We start from the raw sequence: 24,715 nt of genomic DNA, 5'->3' as shown, positions 1-24,715 counted from the left end.
GTCCGGGCAGGGAGCGCACGCAGGTCACGGCAGTGGTGGCGGTCGTGGGCCGTCATCAGCCACCGTTTCCGGCGGCAATGACTCACCGTAGAAGTGGCGCATCAGCGCTTCGTCCAGCGCACGTTCTTCCGGAGTCGCTGCACGACGCACGCGCGGGCGACGACGCGGGTCGGTCGTGGCCACATCGGTCGCTACCTGCTGCCGTGCCCACCCGGCGAATGCTGCCAACGTCTGCGACAGCTGTACCTGCTGCTCCTGCGAGGCGACCAGCAACTGCAGCAGCGGTGCCAGACCGGCCTGCAGGTCTTCGGCCAATGGCGTGGCTGCGGCCTGCGGCGCGGCAGCGGCCGGCGCACTGGCCGGCCGTGCATCTGCCAGACGCTGCAGCGCCGCCAGCAGGGCCGGCCATGGCGCCGGCTCGGGTGCGGCGGCTACCTCCACCGGCGGTGGCGGCAGCTGCAACGCACTGGCGATGTCGGCCAGCTGCGCGACCACACGCCCACCGACATCGCTGTCACCGGCGCCCATCGCCTTGTTGCGCAGGAAATCGCGCTTGATCTGCGCCCAGCGTTGCGCGCGCTCGTCATCCAGCACGCCACGCAGCTCGGCCAGCTTCAGCAGATTCTCTTCGGCACCGGTGGTCAGCAGCTGCGCTTCGCCCAGGTAGTGGTCGGAGATCAGCTGCTGCAGCTCGTCGTCATTCATCACCGGCGAAATCTTCTCCGCCAGTTTGTTCATGTTGCGGTAGCTGCCCTGCAGGCGGAACGGCGGTTCGGTGCGATAGCGGTCGTCCTGCGCGGCGCTGGCGATGTACTGCTGGTTGACCCTGTAGACCACGTCGCGCACGCGCAGCATGCGCTGCAGGGTGGCGGTGATCTCGTTGACCTCGGCGCCACTGTAGGCATGGCTCAGGCCGTTGCTGGAGACATCCTTGCCCATCGCGCGATCGACCAGCAGGTACAGGTCGGCCATCTCACGCGTGGCCAGCGGTGCCAGTACCGGGTTGGAGGTCAGGCTGTTCTCGATGTAGCTGAGGGTGAAGGCCGCTTCCATGCCGCCGAGCACGTCGCCCAGGTTGTAGATGTCGGCACGGTTGGCCAGCATGTCCGGGATCTTGAACACTTCGCCGGACTCGGTATACGGGTTGCCGGCCATGACCACGCAGAACTTCTTGCCACGCATGTCGTAGGTGCGCGTACGACCGCGCCACACGCCTTCGATGCGACGCGTGCCATCGCACAGCGAGATGAACTTCTGCAGGAACTCGGGGTGGGTGTGCTGGATGTCATCGACATACAACATGGTGTTGTTGCCCATCTCCAGCGCCAGGTTGAGCTTTTCCAGTTCCTGCCGCGAGGTCGCGTCCGGCGCCTGCTGCGGATCCAGCGACCGCACTTCGTGGCCCAGTGCGGGGCCGTTGATCTTCATGAAGACCAGGCCGAGGCGATGCGCCACGTACTCCATCAACGTGGTTTTGCCGTAGCCGGGCGGCGAGATCATCATCAGCAGGCCCATCAGGTCGCTGCGCTTGTTCTCGCCAACGGTGCCCATCTGTTTGGCCAGGTTGTCGCCGATCACGCCGAGATACACGTCGTTGATCAGCTTGTTGCGCACGAAGGACGACAACGGCCGCGCCTTGAACTCCGACAGCCGCAGGGTTTCGCGCTCGCGGCCGATGATGCCCTGGCGCACGGCCTGATAGGCATGGAAGGCCGGCACGAAGGATTGCAGGTGGTGCTGCAGGCGTGCCAGGAAATCATCCAGTGACACGGTCAGGCTGCCATTGTGGATGCGGGCATGCTCGCCCAGCAGGCCATTGACCTCCGCCTGCAGCGGTGCATCGCTGGAACGCGTGCGCAGCTGTCGCTGCACCAGCAGCAATGCTGCCGCTTCTTCCACATAGCCGGCGTGCGCCGATTGTGCCGGCAGCCCGGCGAGCGCCCGCAGCCATTGCCCGGCCAACGCCCAGCGCGTGGCCAGCGGATCCTGCGAGCGCTGCAGTGCACGTTCAAGCGCTTCACGCTGGCCCGCCTGCTCCAGTTGCTGCGACAGCGCGTCCAGCAGTGCCTGCGCGTGGCGGCTGCTGCTGAACACCGGCTCGCCGGCGACCAGTTCTTCGCCCAGATACGCCGCTGCAGCATCGGCGGCGGCGGCGTCGAACGGCAGTGCATGGGTCTGTGCGTAGTCATGCAGCGCCTTCGCCATTTCCGCGCGCAGCGCCTGACGCCCCTCATCGGAACCGAACAGGCGCGCGATGGCCTCCGCGCCGGCCTGCCGGCCGGGCCACTGCGCCACGGCTTCATCGCGTTGCCGCGCGGCCCAGAACAGCAGCGCCAACGCACGCACGTGGGGCGAATGCCGCAGCGGGCCGGCGGCCTGCTGCAACGGCAACAGCGCGCGCAGGATCAGGGCGGCGTCATGGTCATGGATACCGCGCTCGTACCCCTCGCGGTAACGGGGCGCGGCAAACGCGCGGACCCGCTGGTCCAGCGCTTCGGGTTCGGCCGCATCGTGCTGCAGCTGGGCCAGGTCCAGGCCATCCCGGCCCTCCTCCGCCGCCAGCAACAGGCACCCGGCCAGGTATTCGCCGCGGTAGATCGCGTCCGATTCCGAATCCAGGGTCACCTGCCAGAACGGCTTCAGCGCATCCAGCTCGGGATCGTGCAGGGTCTCCAGGAAGTCGGTACCGGTGAGATGGATGGCAAGGGTTTCGCCACGCGGTAGCAGGGTCAGGTCCAGCGCCTGGGTGTTCACGCTGAAACGATGGCGCGGGCCAAGCCGGACGACGTTGCCTCCTGCCTCGTACAGGTCGCTGCGGTCGCGCAGCTGGCGCACGGCCTGGTCGCGCACACCCTTCAGGCGCGCCTCGACATCGTCAGCCTTGACGTTGTCGCGCAGCGCACGCAGGCGCTCGGCCAGTTCACGCAGCTTGAGGATCAGCGGATCGCCGGCGAAGAACGCGTTCAGTTCGTCGGCCGTGCCGAACCGCTCGGTACGCTTGCCCAGGCCGTCGAGGATGCGGTTGGCGGCATCGAGCACCGAGCGCGCCTTGCGCTGGCGATCATCCAGCAGGGCCTGCTTGTGCGTGTCGAAGGCTTCGACCAGCTCTTCGCGTTTGCTCAGGATGTCGCCGAGGAACTGCTCGTGCTCGCCGAACTGGCTTTCCAGTTCTTCCAGCTGCACCAGCAGGCGCGACAACTGTTCGTCGGCCCGCTCAGGGTCGCTGGCCATCGCCAGCGCGCTGGTGATCGACTGCGAGAACAGGGCGAACTGGGCGGCGAACTGGGCCACGGCTTCGGCCGAGCCCAGCGTCTTGCGACGCTGTTCGGCCCGTGCGCGCGCCTGGTTCAGGCGCCCGTACAGCAGCGAGATCGATTCGACCACGCGGGTGCGCGCGGTCGCATCGTCGACTTTCAGCCCGGCCATCAGCTCGGACAGCATGTCCAGATCACCGGCCATGTCGCGCAGGCCGTCCAGCTGCTCATCCAGCTGGCGTGCGCTGGCGGCCTGCTGTGCAGCCTCGTCCAGCGCCTGCATGCGGGCGGTCAAGGGCGCCAGTGCCGCGTCGCCGGCAAGGAAGATACCGGTGGCGGCGCCGACACGGTCATGCGCCTGCACCAGCTCGGCGGCCATCGCCTCGATGCGCGCGGTATCGATGTAGCGCAGTTCGCGGATGGTCAGCAGGCGGCCGCGCAGCGCGGTGATCGCGTTGAGCGCTTCGACGAAGGCCTGCACCTCGCTCCAGTTTTCCGGCTGCAGCCGGCCCAGCAGCGCCTTGTGCGTGCTCTCGGCCTCGGCCATCGCCTGCGCCGACTGCTGGCGGATCGACTGCACTTTCTCGTATTCGTCCAGCACCGATTCGCCGGTGGCGCTGATCTGCCGCAGCAACGCTTCGGCACCATCACAGGCCTCGTCGCCCAGCCAATGATGCGCATCGAAAAGCCGCCGGGTGTCGGCCACCAGGCGCTGGTAGCGCTGCACCGATACATCCTGGCCGTCGATTTCGCGCGCCAGGTTGAACAGGTTGGAGATGCCACGCACCAGCTCGGCGTTGCCGATGCGCCCCATGAAGGTATTGCCGGGCGGACGGCTGGCGGCGAACTCATCGCTGCTGAAAGGCGTCTGCCAGACCTGCATCGGATGGATGCGGGTCGGCTCGCTGCCTTCTGCATGGAACAGCACCATGCGCCCGTCCTGCATGAAGGCATAGCCGTGGCCGAACACCGGGTTCTGCAGCACGCGCTGGATGGTGTTGTAGACGAACAGCGCCGAGCGCCCGCCTTCGCGCTCGTAGAAGATGTACAGCACGTCCTCGCCGTTGGGCGAACGGATGCTGCGCTTGAACTGCATGCCATCCATCGAGGCGTCGAACGCCTTGTGCTCGCCCCCCTGCAGGTAATAGCCGCCGGGGAAGATGATGCCGTGGTCCTCGGGCAGCTGCACGCAGGCCTGGACGATGGCATCGTTGCGCACGATGTCGCCGGTGAGCGTGTTGTAGATCAGCCCGCGCCATTCGGTTTCGCGGTAGGGCAACACTTTCAGCAGCACCAGCGAGCCGACACGGGCAAACTCGAACTGCGCGTCGTCGAGCGACTGCGTGCCGTCATCCACCGGTTCGCTGTAGATGCCCTGCCCGGTTTCGGTGTTGTTCTCCACCTTGATGGTCAGGTCGCCACCGGTGGTTTCCACGAACAGGGTATCGAGGATGTTCAGATGCGAGTGGCGGCCGTTGACGGCAAGGTCGCGCGTGGCGCGGGTCCATTCGAAATCGAACGGCGGTGGCAAGGCGATGTCACGCTCGCCACGTGCATCGAGATAGGTCAGTTCACCTTCGCGTGACAGCGCCCAGCGGAACACGCGCACGTCGCTGCTGCGCTCGCCGATCTGGAACGAGGCCAGCAGCTTGTCGCCCACCACGATCAGCTGCAGCAGGCGCGCATGCTTGTAGTAGGCGTACAGCTCGTTGAAGTCGTGCACGAAGCCGGGCTGGTCGAGGAAACTGCCCTTCAGCTCGAGCGCGGCGACGTCGTAGCCCTCAGTGCCCTGTACCAGCCGGTACAGGCCGAACACATCTTCGATGCGGGTCTGGGTCTTCAGCCCGATGAACACGTTGTAGCCGAACAGCAGGCGGTCGGGGCCGACCTGGACGATGTCGCGGCCGACACAGTTGTTCTCGCTGCGGATGCGGAAGCGGCCGACCACCTCCAGGCGGCTGTCGCCGAACTCGGCCAGGCGCTGGCGGTTCAGCTGCTCGGCAACGGCCTGCAGGCGCTGGCCCTGTTCGCCGAGACGGCGTCGCAGGACTTCATAGGCGCCACCCTGGGCAACGGCCTGGTCGACGGTATCGCCGGCAGCCTCAGGCACGACGGACTCGGTGGACGGTTTGGTTTCGGACATCAGCAGGTTTCCGGCTCACGGACGGCCGGCCGTCGATGCGGCCGGCACGGGTGGGCGATGGCGGTAGCCATCGCCGGGTGGATCAGCGCGTGCTGTCGACCACCGCGGTCGACTCGACGGGCACGGTTTCCACGTCCTCGGCGATCTGCCGCGGCGCGCTGTCGGCCACGTTGACGCCCAGGTAGCGCTGCATCAGGTCCTGCACGATCGGGCTCTTGCCGGCGAAGCCTTCGATTGACTTGCCCAGCGAAACCGCCTTGATCAGGTTCTCGAACATGCCGCCGTCGCCACCGATCAGGTCGATGTCTGCATTGCGCAGGGCGCTGGCGATGACGCCCGCGTTCTCGCGCGAGACTTCCTTGCCGGCTTCGATCGAAGCCAGGGCCTGCTTGAGGCTGTTGTCGAGCATCATGCGGAACTCTTCGTGGCCACGTGCCTGGTCGCTCAGCGAAGCGATGGCCTCGAACTTGCGGACCAGGCCTTCGGCCTCGGCCAGCAGCTTCTTCTGCACCACGCCGGCTTCGGCATTGCCCAGCGATTCGGTAGCCGTGGCGCGAGCCAGGCCCATCTTCTCTTCGCCCTGTGCCTGTGCCTGCAGCGTCTCGGCCAGCACGCGCGCCTCGTTGCTGCCCTGCTTCAGGTTCGCTTCGGCCTTGGCTTCGATCACGCGCGCTTCGGCGATGCCGACCTTTTCGATGGCCAGCGCCGACGCTTCGCGCACCTGCGCTTCGGCCAGGCCGGGTGCAGCCTGTTCGGCGCGGAACGCATCGGCCAGCAGGCGCTTGGCTTCGGCCTGCTTGCCGGCCGCTTCGTGCTCGGCCTGCGCCAGCGTGGTCAGCTCCACTGCGCGATGCTTGGAGGCGGTCTCGCGGGCCTGCGCTTCCTTCACTTCGCGCACCAGCGATTCCTGCGCCTTGGCTTCAGCTTCCAGGATCAGCACCTGCTTCTGGCGGTCGGCCTCGGAGACTTCGCGCACTTCCTTGATGCGCTCTTCTTCCTGCGCCACGGTCTTGTCGATGGAGATGCGTTCGCGGGTGATGTTGGCCACGTCCATCTTGCCCTGCTCGACCACCTTGTCGCGCTCCACGCCCTGCAGCTGCACTTCGCGGTCGGTGGTGACCTGCTCCAGCTGGCGTGCACGTTCGACGCGCTCGGCCTCGATGGCCACGGCGCGCTGACGGTTCTGCTCGGCCACTTCGACTTCGCGCATGCGGTTCTGCTCGCGGATGTCGATCACCTGCTGCGCTTCGATGCGGGCGTTTTCGGACAGCTGGCGCTGTTCTTCCTGGACCTTGGCGGTCTCGGCTTCCTCGCGCGCACGGATGGTCTCGATCTCGCGCTTCTGCCGCGCCTCGGCCTCGGCCTGCTGCCGTTCAAGCGCCAGCAACGCCTCGCGGGCTTCGACGTTCTTCTTGGTGATGGCCAGCTTCTCGTTCTGCTCCAGCTCGTTGGTCACCACGTTCTGCGCAGCGGTCAGTTCGGTGATCTTGCGGATGCCCTGCGCATCGAGGATGTTGAACTGGTCCAGCAGCGACTTCGGTGTCTGCTCCAGGTAGTCGATGGCCACGTCTTCCAGCACATAGCCATTGAGGTCATTGCCGATCACCGCGATGATCTCGTCGCGGAATTCCTGGCGCTTCTCGAACAGCTCGGTGAAGTCGAATTTCTTGCCGACCGTCTTCAGTGCTTCGGAGAACTTGGCGTTGAACAGTTCATCGACCGCGTGTTTATCCGAGGCGCGATCAGCGCCGATGGCCTTGGCCACGCGCAGCACGTCGGCCTGGGTCTCGTTGACGCGCAGGTAGAACGCCACGGCGATGTCGGCGCGCATGTTGTCGCGGCAGATCAGGCCTTCCTTGCCGCGACGGTCGATCTGCAGGGTGATCAGGCTGATGCGCATCAGCTCGGCGCGGTACAGCACGGGAATGATCAGCGCGCCGGTGAAATGCACTTTCGGGGTGGAACTCATGTCGTTGACGATCAGGGCCACGCCCTGGTCGACCTTGCGGTAGAACGCCTTGAACAGGCCGGCCACGCCGAGCAGCAGGGCAAGCACGCAGCCCACGATGAAGAGGAAGGGGAGCACGGAAGCCAACGTCATTGATGATTCTCCTTGTTGCCCGGAAGCAGGTTGTCCTGGAAGTCGAGGGCGACCGCGTCGGCGCGGACCACCCGGTAATGGTGTTGTGCAGCCACGTGCTCGACCAGCACGATGCGCTCGCCGCGCTGCAGTTCGATGTCGCTGCGGATCTGCAGGACCAGGCCGGCACCGCCGTCATCGACGGTGGCATGGCCACTGCGTGCGTCGACCTTCGGCGAGGCGACCACGCCGACCCGGCCCAGCAGCGAGGCCTGCGGCACCGGGCGCAGGCGCAGCAGGAAGCGGCGGATGGGACGCAGCAGCAGCGCGGTGACCGGCACGGCCGGCAGTGGTGCGAGCACCGCCACGACGGTACCCAATGACCAGCGCAGCAGGTCGGGCAACGGCAGCAGCAGGTACAGATGGATGAAGTAGGTCAGGGTCCAGGCGAACAGGCTCAGCAGCGTCACCACCACCATGAGCGGCACGCCGCCCAGGCCCCAGCGCGCCAGCAGCGCTGACAGGCCACTGAGATGGGCATCGCCTTCAAGGGCGCCATCGGCACCGGCCTCACCGAAACCGTCATCGACCAGGCCAAAGGCGGCAATTCCCCAATACAGAACCGCCACCGCCAGCGCGACGCTGTACGGGAGGGTCGGATAACCGAGTACGACGGTGAGGAATTCCTGCATCGTTTGCCTTCCTGGGCGGGGGCGCCAGGCGCCCGTTCGGAGCTCGCCAACAGCGGCTCCGTCGATCCTCGTGCCGGCCCTCGTGGCCAGCGCGCTTGGGATCATCCTATGTGAAGAAGGTGTGCAGGCTCAAATGTGAAGACCGGACACCGTGGGAGTGACCATGTCTCAATCCAGCACGGCGCAGTCGGAGCGCCGGACTTCTTCCACAAACGTACGCATCTTGTAGCCGTCCTTGATGCCCGGCTCCAGTTCAATGCCACTGGAGACATCCACGCCCCACGGCAGGGTCGCCAGCACGGCGTCATGCACGTTCTCCGGCGTCAGGCCTCCGGCCAGCAGGAACGGCCGGTGCAGGCCGGTGGGGATACGCGACCAGTCGAAGGCCACGCCGGTACCGCCGCCGCCGCCCGGCGCATGGCTGTCGAACAGGAAGCCGGCGGCGCTGGGGTAGCGCAGCTGCAGGGTGCGCGCATTGATCTCCTCGCGCCCGCCCATGGCGATCGCCTTCAGGTACGGCATGTTGAAGCTGCGGCAGAAGCTCTCGTCTTCCTCGCCATGGAACTGCAGCAGGGTCGGCCGCACGGTGCGCAGCACCTCGCGCACTTCTTCCCTGCTGTTGTTGCGGAACAGCGCCACCACGTCGACCATCGGTGCGATCGCCTGGCGCATCGCGCGCGCTTCGGCCGGTGCGACCCGGCGGCTGCTCTCGCGGGCGAAGATGAAGCCCACCGCGTCCACGCCCAGCTCGCCGGCCAGGCGCACGTCGCCGGCGCGGGTCATGCCACAGAACTTGATGCGGGTACGGTAGTAGGAGCGGCTCATAGCGTTACCTCGGCGGGCAGATGCCAGTTGTCGGGGTACAGCGGCCCCAGGAACACCAGTCCCTGCGCAGGAGCGGTGGGACCGGCTACGGTTCGGTCGCGCCCGGCCAGCAGTTCGGCGATCCACTCCACCGGTTTCTCCCCACTGCCAACCAGAATCAACGAGCCGACAATATTGCGGACCATGTGATGAAGGAATGCATTGCCGCGCACCGCCACCTCGATGACGTCGTCGTGGCGGCTGACCTGCAGCGACTGCAGTTCACGCCGCGCATGCAGGGCCTGGCACTGCACCGAGCGGAAGGCACTGAAGTCGTTCTCGCCCAGCAGGGCCTGCCCGGCAAGGTGCATGCGCTCGGCATCAAGCGGGCGCCGCTCCCAGCTGAGGGTCTGCCGGCCCAGCGCCGGGCGCACTTCGCGGTTGAGCAGGCGGTAGCGATAGCGTCGTGCCCGCGCGGAGAAACGGGCATGGAAGTCATCGGCCACCGGCACGCACCAGCGCACCGCGATCGAGCGCGGCAGGCGGGTGGTGGTGCCGAGCATCCAGGCGCGCGGATCACGCACCACGTCGGTCTCGAAGTGCACGACCTGGCACTGGCCATGCACGCCGGCATCGGTGCGGCCGGCGCAGACCACCTGCAAGGGGGTATCGGCCACCGATGACAGGGCCTGTTCCAGGCTGGCCTGGACGCTGGGTCCGCCCTCGCCCAGGTTCTGCCATCCCCTGAAATCGCTGCCGTCGTACTCGACGCCGAGCGCGTAACGCATGTGCTACCTCGATGTTGGGGATGGGGCGGCGCTCAGGCCGGGTCGCGCTCGGACCAGACCGCCAGTTCGTTGCCACCGGGCTCGATGAACTGGAAACGGCTGCCACCGGGGAAAGAAAACACGGTCCGCACGATCTGCCCGCCGGCCGCGCGCACGGCCGCTTCCATCGGCGCCAGCTGATCGGCATACAGCACCAGCAGTGGCGCGCCTTCGCTGGCACGCTGCGGTTGGCCGCGGAAGAAACCTCCCTGCAGGCGACCATCGTCGAACGCGGTGTAGTCGCTGCCATAATCGACGAACGACCAGCCGAACACGGCCTCGAAGAACGCGCGGCTCGCAGCCGGGTCGCTCGAGGCGAATTCAACGTAGTCGAGACGGCGTTCGCGGGTCATGGCAGGTCCTTGTCGAAGGGGTGTCAGGGCAGACGGGCCAACAGTTCGCGGGCCTGCGCCTGGCAATGCAGATCACCACCTTCGGCAACCTCCTGCAGCAGGGTGCGCGCAGTCTGCGCGTCGCCCAGATCCAGATAGGCGATGGCCAGTTCCAGCCGCTCCTGGCCGACCCGCGGCGTCCAGTCATGGCCACTGCCTGCCGCAGACCCGACGGCGTCCTCGGCGGCAGCATGGTCGTCGTGCAGGTCGACCGGTACAGCCGTCCCGTGCTCATGCGGTTCGGCCGGCAGATCGAACACACCGCGGAAGTGCGGCTCCTGTTCGGCCTGCAGCGCGTAGTCGGGCACGGCCACCTCGGCTGGTTCGGTCGGCGCGACAGGGGCAGCAGCATCGTCCCAGCGCGGCAGGTCGTTCACCGCAGCAGGCAGTTCGGCCAGCGCGTCTTCATCAAGCTCACCCGCCCGCCACTCTGCCGAAGCGGCATCCGCACGGATTTCCGCATCTGGTGCGTCATGGTCGGCAGTGCTGGCCCAGGCCGGCATCGCCGGTTCCTGACGCCCGCCTTCGGCCGCAAAGCTCACGCCGGCGTCCTGCTCGGCCAGGGTATCCAGCGCGGCACCTGCCGGCAGCGCTGCCGCCAGGCCGGCGGCATCGTGTTCCTCGCGCAGCGGCGGCAGCGGCGAGGGCTTGCGACGACGCAGCAACCAGGCGCCCAGGGCGACCAGCACGAGCAGCGGCAGGCCCAGCCAGTACCACGGCGTGCCGGCGCCCGGCGCACCCGGCGCCTGTGCCAAGCGCTGCTGCGCGGCGGCCAGGTCATTGTCCTTCATCGCGATCAGTGACTGCTGCTGCTCCTTGAGCTTTTCGAGCTCCGCCACGCGCTGCTTCAGATCGCCGATCTCGGCATCGCGGGTGGCGATGTCCTCCTTGGCCTGGCGCAGTTGTTCGTTGCCCAGCATGTCACCCTCGCTGCCGGCACTGGTGCCGGTGGTTGTGCCCGCGTGCGCGGCGTCGGATGCCAGCGCCGGAGCGATTTCAAGTCGTGCCCCTGTGGCCGCAGCCGGGGAAGAAACGCTGCCATCTGCCTTGGCCACCGGCATCGGCGCACCAGCCGGCTGCGGCACGGTACGTGCCTGACGCCACTGCGCGGCATGTTCGCGAACCAGCGCGGCAGCCTCGGCCGCATCCACTGCGGCCAGTGCGCTATCGCCCGGCATGCGCAGCACCGCGCCCTGCTTGAGCAGGTTGACGTTGCCTCGGATGAAGGCTTCGGGGTTGGCACGCAACAGCGCGATCATCGCCCGGTCGCGACTGATCTGATTGCCACGGGCCAGCGAACCGGCAATCTGCGAAAGGGTCTGCCCGCGCTGCACGGTCACGCTGCCGTCTGCGGCCAATGCTGGCGCTGCTGGTGCTGGTGCTGGTGCTGGTGCTGGCGCAGGTGCCGCAGCGCGTGGACGCGGTGCAGCAGGTGCGGCTGCCGGCGTGGCTGGTGCTGGCTCGGCTGCAGTTGCAGTTGCAGCGGCGGCAGGCGCATCGCGGACGATGGTGTCCGACAGCACGCCGGCCGGCGCGACGATCTCCGGTTCGGCCACGGCCAGTGCACTGGCCGGTGCATCGACCAGCGCCGAGTACTCACGCACCAGCCGCCCCTGGCCCCAATCGGCCTCGACCAGGAAGCTCAGCGACGGTGTTTCCACAGGCGCCTGCGAGGTCACCCGCACCACCGCCCTGCCCTGTGCGTTGCGGGTCAACTCGAACTGCAGTTCGCTGACCAGGCCTACCGGACGCTGCAGGCCAACGCGCTCGAAGGTGACCGGCGAGGCGAGCGCGACGCGCAGGTTCTCGAGTTCGGACGGATCGGCCGAGATCACCGGGATCTCGGCCAGCAACGGCTGTCCCGGCTTGGACAGGACCCGGATGTCGCCCAGACCCAGGGCCATGGCCGAACCGCTGACCAGGGCCAGCAGCGCGGCGGAGAGACAGGTGAGCGGACGCCGTGCGCCCTTGGCTCGTTTATTCATGGGCGACACTATAAGGCGTGCGGACCAAGGTCCGCACCCACCGCGGAGGCGGCCTGCGGTAGTGCCGGCCGTTGGCCGGCAGGCACGGGCATGCACCGACAAGGTAATGCCGGCCAGTGGCCGGCATTACGGTCAGGCAACTGCGGCGATCAGCGCTTCTCGGCGGCGACCAGCTCGGCCAGCTGCACCGCGTTGAGGGCGGCACCCTTGCGCACGTTGTCCGACACGATCCACAGGTTCAGGCCGCGCGGATGCGACAGGTCCTCGCGGATGCGGCCGACGTACACCGCATCCGTGCCCGAGGCATGGGTGACCGGCGTCGGGTAACCACCGGCTTCGTGACGATCCACCACCTCGATGCCCGGCGACTGTTCCAGCAGCGCGCGCGCTTCGGCCACGGTCACCTTGTCACGCGTCTCGATCGCCACCGATTCAGAGTGGCCGTAGAACACCGGCACACGCACCGCGGTCGGGTTCACCAGGATGCTGTCGTCGCCCAGGATCTTGCGGGTCTCCCATACCAGCTTCATCTCTTCCTTGGTGAAGCCGTTGTCCAGGAAGTCGTCGATGTGCGGGATCAGGTTGAAGGCGATCTGCACCGGGAAACGCTGCGGATCGATTTCCTGGAAGCTCAACAGCTGGCCGGTCTGCTTGCCCAGTTCTTCCAGCGCCGAACGGCCGCCGCCGGACACCGACTGGTAGGTGGACACGTTGATGCGCTCGATGCCGTACTTGCGGTGCAGCGGTGCCAGCGCGACCAGCATCTGCATGGTCGAGCAGTTCGGGTTGGCGATGATGCCGCGCGGACGGTTGCCGACCTGGTCCGGGTTGACCTCCGACACCACCAGCGGCACGTCATCGTCGTAACGGAAGGCCGAGGAGTTGTCGATCACCACCGCGCCAGCGGCGGCGAACTTCGGGGCGTATTCCTTGGACACGCTGCCACCGGCCGAGAACAGGGCGATGTCCACGCCACTCGGGTCGAAGGTGGCCAGGTCCTGGATCTTGACCTTGCTGCCGTTGAATTCGACTTCGCCGCCGGCCGAGCGCTCGGAAGCGAGCAGGCTCAGGGTGGCGACCGGGAAATCGCGCTCGGCCAGGATGGCCAGCATGGTCTCGCCGACCGCACCGGTGGCGCCGACGATGGCGACGTGGAAGCTGCGTTGTGCATTGCTCATGGGGGAACTCTCACGAAAACGGGAAGGGGGGAAAACTCACGCACGACAGCTGGGTTCGGGGAGCCTCCTCGGATGGATGCGCGGAGGTTCCCTATCGTTTCCCGCTTTTTTTATCCGAGGATGCGCGCGCGGCAAGGGCCGCGTCGGCGTTGATCGCGCTCGGCATGCGCGCCGGGCTGCCGTCCAGGCCAAGCCCGGCCAGCAGATTGTCCACGGCCATCTGCACCATGGCCGTGCGCGTGGCCAGCGAGGCGCTGCCGATGTGCGGGGTCAGCACGATGTTGCGCAGGGCCAGCAGTTCCGGCCGCACGTTCGGCTCGCCTTCGTAGACATCCAGGCCAGCCGCCGCCAGGCGACCATTGGCCAGCGCATCGGCCAGTGCCAGTTCGTCGACGATGCCGCCGCGGGCGATGTTCACCAGCGTGGCCGACGGCTTCATCTTCGCCAGCGCGGCGGCGTCGATGATGTGATGCGAGGCGGCGGTGTACGGCAGTACGGTCAGCAGATGGTCGGACTGCGCCAGCAGCGTGTCCAGGTCCACGTAGGTCGCACCGAGCGCGGCTTCGACGTCGGCCGGCAAGCGCGAACGGTTGTGGTACAGCACCTTCATGCCGAAGCCGTGCGCACCGCGACGGGCGATGCCCTGGCCGATGCGGCCCATGCCGAGGATGCCCAGCGTGCTGCCATGGATGTCGGCACCGAGCATGGTCTGGAACGACCATTGCCCCCATTGCCCCTCGCGCAGCCAGCGCTCGGATTCGGTGATCCGGCGCGCGGTGGCCATCAACAGGGCGAAGCCGAGATCGGCGGTGGTCTCGGTGAGGACGTCCGGGGTGTTGCTGGCGAGGATGCCGGCGGCGCTGAGCGCGTCGACATCCAGATTGTTGTAGCCGACCCCCACATTCGCGATCACCTGCAGCTGCGTGGCATCGGCGACCTGGGCCGCACCGATGCGCTCGTTGAGGGTGATGATCGCGCCGTCAACGTCAGCCAGCTGCGCGGCGATCTGCTGCGGCGACCAGGCGGTGACGGTATCGGTGGTGCGCAGCTGCACGCGATCGCGCAGCGGCGCGATGGCCGCGTCGATCAGCGGCTGGCTCACCCATACCGTCGGCCGCGCATCAGCCATCAAGCTGGCCGGGAATGCGCGGAGTGATGGTGCCGACGTCGCCGCACTGTGCGCGGTGGCGCAGCGCCTGGTCCATCAGCACCAGTGCCATCATCGCCTCGGCGATGGGTGTGGCGCGGATGCCGACGCAGGGATCATGGCGGCCGGTGGTGACCACCTCGACCACATTGCCGGCCGTATCCAGCGACTCACCCGGCAGGCGCAGGCTGGAGGTCGGCTTGAGCACCATCGAGGCAACCACCGGCTGGCCGGTGGAGATGCCACCGAGAATGCCGCCGGCGTGGTTGCTGGTAAAACCCTGCGGGGTCAGCAGGTCTCGGTGTTCGGTGCCCTTCTGCATGGCGCTGGCAAAACCGTCGCCGATCTCCACGCCCTTCACCGCGTTGATGCTCATCAGTGCGGCCGCGAGCTCGCCATCGAGCTTGCCGTAGATCGGCTCGCCCCAACCCGGCGGCACATTGTCGGCGACCACGTCCACGCAGGCACCGACCGAGTCACCGGACTTGCGCAGCGCATCCATGTACGCCTCCAGCTCGGGCACCTGTGCGGCGTGCGGCCAGAAGAACGGATTGTCCTCGACCACCGACCAGTCGAAACCGGCCGGGGTGATCTCGCCCAGCTGCGACAGGTAGCCGCGCACGGTGATGCCGAAGCGTTCGGCCAGCCATTTCTTGGCAACCACGCCAGCAGCCACGCGCATGGTGGTCTCGCGCGCCGAGGAGCGGCCACCACCGCGCGGGTCGCGGATGCCGTACTTGTGCCAGTAGCTGTAGTCGGCATGCCCCGGACGGAACTGCTGGCCGATGTTGCTGTAGTCCTTGCTGCGCTGGTCGGTGTTGCGGATCAGCAGCGCGATCGGGGTGCCGGTGGTCAGGCCCTCGTACACCCCGGACAGGATCTCGATTTCGTCGGCCTCGCGCCGCGCCGAGGTATGCCGGCTCTTGCCGGTGGCGCGACGCTGCAGGTCGTGGCTGAATTCGGCCGCGTCCAGCGCCAGCCCCGGCGGGCAGCCATCGATCACGCAGCCGATGGCCGGCCCGTGCGATTCGCCGAACGTGGTGACGGTGAACAGCTTGCCGAACGAATTGGAGCTCACGGGCGCTGTGCCGCCAGTTCGGTGATGCGTGCGCTGTGGGCGATCAGCTCGCGGCACTCGACCGCGAAGATGCCCATCTGGCCGACCTTGAACTCGACCCAGGCGAAATCGACTTCCGGCAGCAGCTTGATCAGGTGCTGTTCGGACTCGCCCACTTCACAGATCAGCAGGCCGTCCTCGCTCAGGTGCAGCGGCGCGTCGCGCAGGATCTTCAGCACCAGGTCGAGGCCGTCGTCGCCGGCACGCAGGCCCATGTCCGGCTCGTAGGAGTATTCCTGCGGCAGGGCATCGGTCTCGTCGTTGGTAACGTACGGCGGGTTGGTGACGATCAGGTCGTAGTGGCGACCGGTCAGGCCGTTGAACAGGTCCGACTTCAGCAGGGTCACGTTGTGCGCCTGCAGGCGTTCCTTGTTCTCTTCGGCCAGCGACAGCGCCTCATCGCTGAGGTCCACGCCGTCCACTTCCCAGTTCGGGTAGTAGTGGCCCATGGCGATGGCGATGCAGCCCGAACCGGTGCACAGGTCCAGCGCGCGGCTGACGTCGCGGCCAGCCAGCCACGGCTCGAAGCCGCACTCGATCAGCTCAGCGATCGGCGAACGCGGCACCAGAGCGCGCGTGTCGCTCTTGAAGCTGAGGCCGGCGAACCAGGCTTCACCGGTCAGGTAGGCGGCCGGGATGCGCTCGTCGATGCGGCGCTGGAACAGCTCCAGCACCGCCAGCTTTTCTTCCCGCAGCAGGCGCGCCTGGCCGTAGGCCGGGCCGAGGTCGTGCGGCAGATGCAGGCCGTGCAGCACCAGCTGGGTGGCCTCGTCCAGGGCATTGTCGTAGCTGTGCCCGAAGGTCAGGCCCGCAGCGTTGAAACGGCTGGTGCCGTAGCGGATCAGATCGATGATCGTATGGAGTTCGGCGGCCGTTTCAGCGGTCATGGCGGTACTGCGGGCAAAGTGGCCCCCGATTATAGGGGTTGCCGCCTGCGCCGGCATCCGTTGCGGCAGAAACGATCCAGTCGCAGCCGGTATGATGGTGGCCACTTCCTGCGGCGGAATCCCATGTTCAATCGCAACGTCGGCATCATCCTGCTGATCGCTCTGGCGGCGGGCCTTGGCCTGCTCGCCGCCCAGCAGGTGTTCGCGCCGAAGCCGCCGGCCGGGCAGCCGGCCACCGAAGCGATCACCCTGTACCCGCAGCCGCGCGCCCTGCCCGACTACAACCTGGCCCAGTCCGACGGTACGCGCCTGATTCCCGGCGAGCTGAAGGGCCACTGGACCCTGGTGTTCCTCGGCTTCACCTTCTGCCCGGACGTGTGCCCGACCACCCTGGCCGAGCTGGCCGGCGCGCAGAACCAGTGGGAAGCCCTGCCCGACGGCCTGCGCCCGCGCGTGCTGTTCGTCTCGGTCGACCCGGAGCGCGATACCGCGACCCGCCTGGGCGAGTACGCCCATGGCTTCCACAAGGACACCCTGGCGGCGACCGCCGACATCCCCTCGCTGGAGCGCTTTGCCACCTCGCTGGGCTTCGTGTTCCAGAAGGTGCCGGGCAAGCACTTCGACGAGAATCCCGAGGATTACACCCTCGAGCACTCTGCCAGCCTGGCCGTGCTCGATCCGCAGGGCCGGCTTGCCGGCCTGGTGCGGCCCCCGTTCAACGCGCCGGCGATCGCCCGCGACCTGCAGAAGCTGACCGAGAAATCCGCCCCATGAGTCTGACCACCGCCCTGACGTACGTCCTGCCCCACCGCCTGCTGTCCTCGATGGCGCGTTCGCTGGCGTACTCGGACAACCCGCGCGTATCGCGCTGGCTGATCGACACGGTCACCCGCAAGTTCAACGTCAACCTGGATGAAGCGGCCAACCCGGACCCGCGCAGCTACCCGACCTTCAACCAGTTCTTCACCCGCGCGCTGAAGCCCGGCGCACGCGTGGCCGATGCCGATCCGCGCAGCCTGGTGATGCCGGCCGATGGCCGCATCAGCCAGCTCGGAAAGATCGACGCCGGCCGCATCTTCCAGGCCAAGGGCCAGTCCTTCACCGCCGCCGAGCTGCTGGGCAGCGCCGAGGATGCCAAGCCGTTCAACGATGGGCTGTATGCCACGGTGTACCTGTCGCCGCGCGACTACCACCGCGTGCACATGCCGTGGACCGGCACCCTGCGCGAAACCGTGCATGTGCCCGGCCGCCTGTTCAGCGTTGGCCCGGCCGCGGTGAACAACGTGCCCGGCCTGTTCGCACGCAACGAACGCCTGGTCTGCCACTTCGACACCAGTTTCGGCCCGATGGTCAGCGTGATGGTCGGTGCACTGCTGGTGTCGGGCGTCGAAACGGTGTGGAGCGGTGAGGAGATTCCGCACTACGGCGACCGCATCACCCGCAAGGACTACCGGGGCCGCGGCATCACGCTGCAGCGCTTCGAAGAGATGGCGCGCTTCAATTACGGCTCGACCGTGATCGTGCTGCTGCCACCGGGGGTGGCCGAATTCGCCCCGCATCTGGATGCCGAGCATCCGGTGCAGCTGGGCCAGGCACTGGCGAAGCTGCGCTGAGGTTCATGTAGAGCCGAGCCGAGCCGTGCTGGGCTCACGCTTGGCCAGTAGATCCACGCCATGCGTGGATGGCTTCAACGGAATGCCGGCCAGCGGCCGGCACTACCGGGTGCGGGCGTTACTGCAGGGTCGGCGCCGGGCCTACGTCCATGCCATCGTAGTCTTCCACGCCCATCTCCGTGGCCAGCGCACTCAGTTCCTGGTTGCGCTTGTCCAGCGAAGTTTCGTCGTGGACTTCCACGCGCTCCACGTGCAGCACGTGGAATGCAGCGTCACCGTCTTCCGGCTCCTGCTCGAACAGTTCCACCAGCACATAGCCCTGCGCCTGCAGGTGGCTGCCCAGTGCCTGCAGCGGCTCGGCAGTGGAGTGCACGAAGAAGTACCCCCACAGCAGCGGGGCATCCAGGTCCCAGTCGGTGTTCTCGCGGAGGTTGGTGAACAGGTTGCGGGTGTCTTCGAGGTCCATGCGGTATCCAGATTGCGGAAAGATTATTTGTCGCAGCCCTGCAGCTTCAGCATCTGGCCGTGGCGCAGGCTGTAGCCGGGGGCCTTGAGGCCATTGGCGCGGGCCAGCACCGGCACATCGCACTGGAACTTCGCGGCGATCCGGCCCAGGGTCTCACCCTTGCCGACCTTGTAGCTGCGGGCCGGTTTGGCACGCGGTGCCGGCGCCGGGCGCGGCGCAGCCACCGGCGCTGCGGGCGTGGTCGGCACGCTGCTGGCGGCATTGGGATCGACCACCGGCACCACCCCGCCCACGGCCACGCTGCCGGTGTAGCTGGCGGCGCTGGGGCGCACGATCGCCGCATTGAGGTCGGCGGTGATCAGGGTGCGGGCCAGATCCGCGCGCGGGCCGCTGACGCAGTTGCGCGTGTACAGGCCGGCAATGCGGTTGGTGGCGTTGATGAGGGTGCCGGCCGGAATCCAGCCATCGGCCTCATAGCGCGGGTTGAGATTGCGCAATGCGCGCATGTAGCCATCGCGGGTGCCATGGCTGCCCAGGCAGATGGTCAGCTCGTAGATCGTGGTCGAGCGGGCCAGGCGGATCGTGGCCGGCTGTGCGTTGATCTTCGGGAACTCCACGCCGTACTGCTGCGGGTGCAGGAAGATCCAGGACGCGGCGATCACCATCGGCACGTAGTCCTTGGTCTCGCCCGGGAACTGGTTGTAGACGCTGTCCACCCAGAAGCTCTGGCCCGGGTACTGCTTGTAGACGCGCGCCGCGCGGCCTTCGCCGCCGTTGTAGCCGGCCAACGACAGTTCGACGTTGTTGTTGAGCTCACGCATGCGCTCGTTGAGGTAGGTCGCGCTGGCTTCGGCGGCGCTGCGCGCATCGAAGCGGGTATCGAAACCGGTACCGTCCGGGCCCAGGCCGAAGCGGCGGCCGGTGGCCGGCATGAACTGCATCAGGCCTGCCGCGCCGGCACGAGAGGACGCATGCACGCGGCCATTGGACTCCTTGGCCATGATGCCGAACAGCAGCGCCTCGGGCAGGCCGCGCTTCTCCCATTCCGGCCACATCACCGCGCGCAGGTTCTGGTAGTTCTCGTAGGTGGTCATCAGCGCCGGGCGCATGTCGGTCAGCCAGCGGCGGATGCCGGCCTGCACGGCCGGGTTGTACTCGACCATGTTGTCGAAGGCATGGCGCTTGTCGTTGAGCAGCGCTGCCGCGCGGGCCGCCTCGGGCACGTCGGCAGCCAGCGGGCCGACATGGTCCGGGTCGGCTTCCAGGCGGTCGCCGGCTTCATCGGCCACGTCATCATCGGCGGCAGCATCGGCATCGTGCTTGAGCAGCCGCTTGTAGGTCGCCAGCATGTTGCTCATCTGGCAGCCCTTCTGCTTCACGCACTCGCTGATGACATCTTCCATGTCCTCCAGCGCGGCATCGGCCTCGTTGCGCCCCTTCGGATCGGCGTTGGCCACCAGCAGCACGGCATCGCTGTAGCGCTTCTCGGCAGCCGTCATGCGCTGCTGCAGTGCATCCACCTTCACCTTGTCCTTGGCCGAAACCCGCTGTGCGTGGGCCTCCGGCGCCAGGGAAACCAGGCCAGCCAGGGCCAGCAGCGGCCAGGTGCGGGAAATCAGGACAGGAACGGGCATTGGTGGCACTGTGTATGAAACAGGCAGGCAGAGTAGCGGCGCGGCCAAGGTCGGGGCAAGCCGACCTTCGGCCCGTCACTGTCGGCGGTTAACATTGGCACATTCATCACAAGGGCTGGACCATGGATCCGATTCTGCTCGGCAAAGGCATCACCGACGATGTGGCTGTCACCCTGCTGCCGAAACTCGGCAACCGCCATGGGCTGGTGGCCGGCGCTACCGGCACCGGCAAGACCGTGACCCTGATGACCCTGGCCGAGGGTTTCTCGCGGATCGGGGTACCGGTGTTCCTGGCCGATGTGAAGGGCGATGTGTCTGGTCTGGCGGTGCCGGGTACCGGCGCCGAGAACCTGCTCAAGCGCGCGGCCGAGATCGGCGTGGGCGACTACGCCCCGGCGGCCAGCCCCACCGTGTTCTGGGATCTGTACGGCAAGCTCGGCCACCCGGTGCGCACCACCGTGAGCGAGATGGGCCCGACCCTGCTGGCACGCATCCTGGAATTGAACGACACCCAGGCCGGCGTGCTCGACATCGTGTTCAAGCTGGCCGATGACCGCGGCCTGCTCCTGCTGGACATGGACGACCTGCGCGCCCTGCTCGGCCTGGTGGCCGAGGAGCGCAAGGACATCTCCACCGAATACGGCCTGGTCAGCGCGCAGTCGGTGGCGGCCATCCAGCGCGCCCTGCTGCGCCTGGCGCAGGACGGCGGCGAGCATTTCTTCGGCGAACCGGCGCTGGAACTGGCCGACATCATGCGGGTCAACCATGATGGCCGCGGTGTCATCGGCATCCTTGCCGCCGACCAGCTGGTGCTCAAGCCCAAGCTGTACTCCACCTTCCTGCTGTGGCTGCTGTCGGAGCTGTTCGAGCAGCTGCCGGAAGTGGGCGACCTCGACAAGCCGAAGCTGGTCTTCATTTTCGACGAAGCGCACCTGCTGTTCGACGATGCGCCCCCCGCCCTGGTACAGCGCATCGAACAAGTGGTGCGGCTGATCCGTTCCAAGGGCGTGGGCGTGTACTTCTGCTCGCAGTTCCCGGACGACGTGCCGGCCAACATCCTCGGCCAGCTCGGCAACCGCGTGCAGCACGCATTGCGCGCATTCACCCCACGCGACCAGAAGGCGGTGAAGACCGCTGCCGAGACCTTCGTGCCGAACCCGAAGCTGGATGTGGTGAAGGTGCTCAGCCAGCTTGGTACCGGTGAAGCGCTGGTGTCCACGCTGCAGGACAAGGGCGTGCCGATGCCGGTACAGCAGACGATGATCGCGCCGCCGCGCTGCCGCATGGGACCGGTCACCGAGACCGAACGTACGCAGGTGCGTGCCGGTAGCCCGGTCGGTACCCGCTACGACACTGCCATCAACCGCGAATCGGCCGCCGAACTGCTGGCCCAGCGCGCGCAGAAGGCCGTCGAGAAAACCGATGCGCCGGCCGCGCGCAGCCGCGAACAGGACGAGGCGCAGGAAGGTGGCTTCGGGCAATCGATCAAGGATGCGATTTTCGGCACCAAACGCCGCCAGGGCATGATCGAGACGATGGCCAAGCAGACCACGCGTACGGTCGGCACCAAGCTGGGCAACCAGATCGTGCGCGGCATCCTCGGTGGCATCTTCGGCGGCAAGCGCTGAGAGCCCCGGCGGCACCTTCGCGGCGCGCCGGCAACGGCGCGCCGTATTTGTTTCATTCCGCACGAGAAGCCGCATTACATGTCGCGTTGGCGTCCCCCCGCAGAAAAGAGCACCGCACTGATCACCGCCGCCGGCCATGCACGCTTGAAAGCCGAGCTTGATGAGCTGTGGCGTGTGCGTCGACCCGAGGTGGTCAAGGCGCTTGCCGCCGCCGCGGCCGAAGGCGATCGCTCGGAGAATGCCGAATACACCTACCGCAAGAAGCAGCTGGGCGAGATCGATCGTCGCGTGCGCTACCTGACCAAGCGCCTGGAATCACTGCGCGTGGTCGACACCACGCCGACCGATCCACAGGCCGTGTTCTTCGGTGCCTGGGTGGAGCTGGAGAACGTGGACAGCGGGCAGACCAGCCGCTATCGCATCGTCGGGCCGGATGAGACCGATGCTGGGCTGGGCTGGATCAGCATCGATTCGCCGTTGGCGCGGGCCTTGTTGAAGAAGCGCCTGGATGATGAGTTTTCGGTGGAACTGCCCAGTGGTCATCACACCTTTGCGGTGATCGATGTCGAGTACGAGGCTGCGGCCAAGGGCTGAGCCTCTGGCGGGCAGCGGCGCTCAGCCGGGCATGGGCTCGGCTCTACAGCAGCGGCGGCGGGTAACGACGACCTTCGCGCAGCGGGCGGAAGTAGTCGTCGTTCGCGTAGAAGGCTGGTGTCTGATCGGTGTGCCAGCCCGGAATGCCCGCCAATGGCAGCGGCCGCAGCTCCAGAGGATCGAGCAGCACCCTGCCCTCGTCTATGGCCTGCGCGGCCGCGTCGATGCAGCCCGCATCGTCATCGCCCTGCAGCACGATGCATTTGCCCACCAGCAGCCGGCCCGGCAGCAGCGCCTGTTCCATCAAGGCATGGCCGAATACAGCGGCAATGGCGATGCGCCCTGACTGCCAATGGCTCGGTTCGAACAGCACGCGCCACTGGTGAGCATCCCAAGCTGCAAGCAACGCCGGGTCACGCACGCGCACCACCACGCCGGTTTCATCGAACTGGGTCAGCGCGGCCTGCGCGCGGTTGCGCTGTCCTGCGGCCAGGCAATCGATGTGCCGGCATTGCTGCGCATTGAGTGCGCGCTTGATCGGCAGGTAGCGTGCCCAGACCAGGGCATTGAACAGGTCGTGCCAGTTTTCGGCACGCGTTGCGATGCGGCCTTCGGCGATGCGCGTTTCATAGTGCAGGCCGTCGGCCAGCAGCGCCGCATCCTGTTCAACAAGGCGCTTGCCCAGCAGCGCCAGGCGCGCGTCCAGGTCGGACACGCGCGGCCATTCCACTGCGGTCAGCAGATCAGCGAACTCGGCGATACCGGCAAACACCGGATGATCGAACGCAGCCCCATCCACTGCCGCGCGCAGCGGTGCCACGAAGCGGCGGGGGCCGCCATCAGCAGCCTCCGCCCCGGTCACAGCACCTTGAGATCGAATGCCGGGCGCGTGGTCGGCGGCAGTGCGTCGCCGTAGAGGTCGTGCTCGTCGCTCTCGGTGATTTCCACGTCGACGAACTCACCCACGCGCAGCGCAACCTGGTCGGCGTTCTGGATATGCACCAGGCCGTCGATCTCCGGCGCATCGGCCTTGGAACGGGCCACGGCGATATCGCCTTCGATGGCATCGACCAGGCATTGCTGCACCGTGCCGATCTTGGCTTCCAGACGCGAGGCCGAAATCTGCGCCTGCTTTTCCATGAAGCGCGCCAGTCGTTCCTGCTTCACCTCTTCCGGCACCGGGTCCGGCAGGTTGTTGGCCGTGGCGCCCTCGACGGGCGAGTAGGCGAACGCACCCACGCGGTCCAGCTGCGCTTCGTCCAGGAACGACAGCAGCTCTTCGAACTCGGCCTCGGTCTCGCCCGGGAAACCGACGATGAAGGTGGAACGCACGGTGATGTCCGGTGCGATACGGCGCCAGTTCTGCACGCGTTCCAGGGTCTTCTCGACCGCGCCGGGGCGCTTCATCAGGCGCAGGATGCGCGGGCTGGCGTGCTGGAACGGGATGTCCAGGTACGGCAGGATGCGGTTCTCGGCCATCAGCGGCACCACGTCATCGACGTGCGGATACGGATAGACGTAGTGCATGCGCACCCACGCATCCAGCTCGGACAAGCCTTCGCACAGTGCCTTCAGCCGGGTCTGGTAGGCCTTGTCGCGCCACATCTTCTCGGCGTACTTCACATCCACGCCGTAGGCCGAGGTGTCCTGCGAAACCACAAGCAGTTCGCGCACACCGCCGCGCACCAGGCGCTCGGCTTCGCGCAGCACGTCATCCACCGGGCGCGAGACCAGCTTGCCGCGCATCGACGGAATGATGCAGAAGCTGCAATGGTGGTTGCAGCCCTCGGAAATCTTCAGGTAGGCGTAGTGGCGCGGGGTCAGCTTGATGCCGTAGTCCGGCACCAGATCCACGAACGGGTCGTGCTTGGGCGGCAGCGCTGCATGCACGGCTTCCATCACACTCTGGTAGTCCTGCGGCCCGGACACCGCCAGCACGTTCGGGTATGCCTCACGGATCTGCTCCGGGCGCTTGCCCAGGCAGCCGGTGACGATGACCTTGCCGTTCTGGTTCATCGCCTCGCCGATCGCATCCAGCGATTCGGTCACCGCCGAATCGATGAAGCCACAGGTGTTGACCACCACCACATCGGCCGAATCGTAGGACGGGACGATGTCGTAGCCTTCCGACCGCAGCTGGGTGAGGATGCGCTCGGAATCGACGAGGGCCTTCGGGCAGCCAAGGCTGACGAAGCCGACTTTGGGGTTCAGCTGGGACATGGAATCGCGGGACTCTGGGGGCCTGGGCCCCTGCCGGCATGGCAGGGGGACCTG

19 protein-coding genes are annotated in these 24,715 nt (G+C 67.1%); 4 read left to right on the top strand and 15 right to left on the bottom strand.

Annotation, left to right across the window (positions count from 1 at the left end; all coding sequences use genetic code 11):
* Positions 1-24: 24 nt before the first annotated feature.
* The 11 genes from GIW57_RS18870 to prmB all read right to left on the bottom strand — a co-directional run bounded on the left by GIW57_RS18870 (position 25) and on the right by prmB (position 16,506).
* Positions 25-5,397: a DNA repair ATPase gene (locus tag GIW57_RS18870; protein WP_236512349.1), complete on the bottom strand. Its 5,373-nt coding sequence runs from the start codon at positions 5,395-5,397 to the stop codon at positions 25-27.
* An 82-nt stretch (positions 5,398-5,479) separates the two neighbouring features.
* On the bottom strand, positions 5,480-7,498 hold the full coding sequence (locus tag GIW57_RS18865; protein WP_236512348.1) for a hypothetical protein: 2,019 nt from the start codon (positions 7,496-7,498) through the stop codon (positions 5,480-5,482).
* Positions 7,495-8,169 carry a DUF1449 family protein gene (locus tag GIW57_RS18860; RefSeq protein WP_089236317.1) on the bottom strand — a complete coding sequence of 225 codons (675 nt, stop codon included), beginning with the start codon at positions 8,167-8,169 and terminating at the stop codon, positions 7,495-7,497. Before GIW57_RS18860 ends, GIW57_RS18865 begins: the two co-directional genes overlap by 4 nt.
* Before the next feature lie 168 nt (positions 8,170-8,337).
* Positions 8,338-8,994 (bottom strand): phosphoribosylanthranilate isomerase, encoded by a 657-nt coding sequence (locus GIW57_RS18855; RefSeq protein ID WP_025876155.1) that lies wholly within the window; start codon positions 8,992-8,994, stop codon positions 8,338-8,340.
* Positions 8,991-9,761, bottom strand: a complete 771-nt coding sequence (truA, locus tag GIW57_RS18850; protein ID WP_099819039.1) for a tRNA pseudouridine(38-40) synthase TruA — start codon at positions 9,759-9,761, stop codon at positions 8,991-8,993. Before truA ends, GIW57_RS18855 begins: the two co-directional genes overlap by 4 nt.
* A gap of 32 nt (positions 9,762-9,793) precedes the next feature.
* Positions 9,794-10,153: a VOC family protein gene (locus GIW57_RS18845; RefSeq protein WP_100461059.1), complete on the bottom strand. Its 360-nt coding sequence runs from the start codon at positions 10,151-10,153 to the stop codon at positions 9,794-9,796.
* A gap of 23 nt (positions 10,154-10,176) precedes the next feature.
* Positions 10,177-12,177 (bottom strand): FimV/HubP family polar landmark protein, encoded by a 2,001-nt coding sequence (locus tag GIW57_RS18840; protein WP_236512347.1) that lies wholly within the window; start codon positions 12,175-12,177, stop codon positions 10,177-10,179.
* 149 nt (positions 12,178-12,326) lie between these two features.
* On the bottom strand, positions 12,327-13,355 hold the full coding sequence (locus GIW57_RS18835) for an aspartate-semialdehyde dehydrogenase (protein ID WP_100461064.1): 1,029 nt from the start codon (positions 13,353-13,355) through the stop codon (positions 12,327-12,329).
* Between the two features lie 91 nt (positions 13,356-13,446).
* Positions 13,447-14,484 carry a D-glycerate dehydrogenase gene (locus tag GIW57_RS18830; RefSeq protein WP_100461067.1) on the bottom strand — a complete coding sequence of 346 codons (1,038 nt, stop codon included), beginning with the start codon at positions 14,482-14,484 and terminating at the stop codon, positions 13,447-13,449.
* Positions 14,477-15,580 carry a chorismate synthase gene (aroC, locus tag GIW57_RS18825; protein WP_236512346.1) on the bottom strand — a complete coding sequence of 368 codons (1,104 nt, stop codon included), beginning with the start codon at positions 15,578-15,580 and terminating at the stop codon, positions 14,477-14,479. Before aroC ends, GIW57_RS18830 begins: the two co-directional genes overlap by 8 nt.
* On the bottom strand, positions 15,577-16,506 hold the full coding sequence (prmB, locus tag GIW57_RS18820) for a 50S ribosomal protein L3 N(5)-glutamine methyltransferase (RefSeq protein ID WP_100461075.1): 930 nt from the start codon (positions 16,504-16,506) through the stop codon (positions 15,577-15,579). The genes aroC and prmB overlap by 4 nt, the downstream gene beginning before the upstream one ends.
* A 123-nt stretch (positions 16,507-16,629) precedes the next feature.
* Between prmB and GIW57_RS18815 the strand changes: the two genes are divergently transcribed.
* The gene (locus tag GIW57_RS18815) at positions 16,630-17,280 is read left to right on the top strand and encodes an SCO family protein (protein WP_025876141.1); all 651 of its coding nucleotides are present in this window, start codon (positions 16,630-16,632) and stop codon (positions 17,278-17,280) included.
* Positions 17,277-18,119, top strand: coding sequence for an archaetidylserine decarboxylase (gene asd / locus GIW57_RS18810; RefSeq protein ID WP_099819031.1), 843 nt, complete (start codon positions 17,277-17,279; stop codon positions 18,117-18,119). The genes GIW57_RS18815 and asd overlap by 4 nt, the downstream gene beginning before the upstream one ends.
* A gap of 118 nt (positions 18,120-18,237) precedes the next feature.
* On the opposite strand, the gene GIW57_RS18805 is transcribed toward asd, so the two are convergent.
* Both GIW57_RS18805 and GIW57_RS18800 read right to left on the bottom strand, forming a co-directional pair.
* Positions 18,238-18,585 carry a ribonuclease E inhibitor RraB gene (locus GIW57_RS18805; RefSeq protein WP_236512345.1) on the bottom strand — a complete coding sequence of 116 codons (348 nt, stop codon included), beginning with the start codon at positions 18,583-18,585 and terminating at the stop codon, positions 18,238-18,240.
* Positions 18,586-18,608: 23 nt separating this feature from the next.
* A complete protein-coding gene (locus GIW57_RS18800; protein ID WP_236512344.1) occupies positions 18,609-20,219 on the bottom strand; it encodes a transglycosylase SLT domain-containing protein in 1,611 nt (536 codons plus the stop codon).
* A 122-nt stretch (positions 20,220-20,341) separates the two neighbouring features.
* Between GIW57_RS18800 and GIW57_RS18795 the strand changes: the two genes are divergently transcribed.
* Both GIW57_RS18795 and greB read left to right on the top strand, forming a co-directional pair.
* Complete coding sequence (locus GIW57_RS18795) at positions 20,342-21,847, top strand: helicase HerA-like domain-containing protein (protein WP_089236329.1); 1,506 nt, start codon at positions 20,342-20,344, stop codon at positions 21,845-21,847.
* A 78-nt stretch (positions 21,848-21,925) separates the two neighbouring features.
* Positions 21,926-22,441 (top strand): transcription elongation factor GreB, encoded by a 516-nt coding sequence (greB, locus tag GIW57_RS18790; RefSeq protein ID WP_100461088.1) that lies wholly within the window; start codon positions 21,926-21,928, stop codon positions 22,439-22,441.
* A gap of 43 nt (positions 22,442-22,484) precedes the next feature.
* Here greB and GIW57_RS18785 read toward each other — a convergent pair whose 3' ends face one another.
* The gene (locus GIW57_RS18785) at positions 22,485-23,303 is read right to left on the bottom strand and encodes a DUF3025 domain-containing protein (protein ID WP_100461090.1); all 819 of its coding nucleotides are present in this window, start codon (positions 23,301-23,303) and stop codon (positions 22,485-22,487) included.
* Complete coding sequence (rimO, locus tag GIW57_RS18780; RefSeq protein ID WP_100553120.1) at positions 23,300-24,661, bottom strand: 30S ribosomal protein S12 methylthiotransferase RimO; 1,362 nt, start codon at positions 24,659-24,661, stop codon at positions 23,300-23,302. Before rimO ends, GIW57_RS18785 begins: the two co-directional genes overlap by 4 nt.
* Positions 24,662-24,715: the final 54 nt, after the last annotated feature.

The sequence above is a fragment of the Stenotrophomonas sp. PA-6-5C genome (genome assembly GCF_021605635.1).
In the GTDB taxonomy this organism is placed as follows: Bacteria; Pseudomonadota; Gammaproteobacteria; order Xanthomonadales; family Xanthomonadaceae; genus Stenotrophomonas; species Stenotrophomonas lactitubi.
The sequence above is the reverse complement of the archived record's forward strand: the minus strand, read 5'-3'. Positions and strand labels throughout refer to the sequence as shown.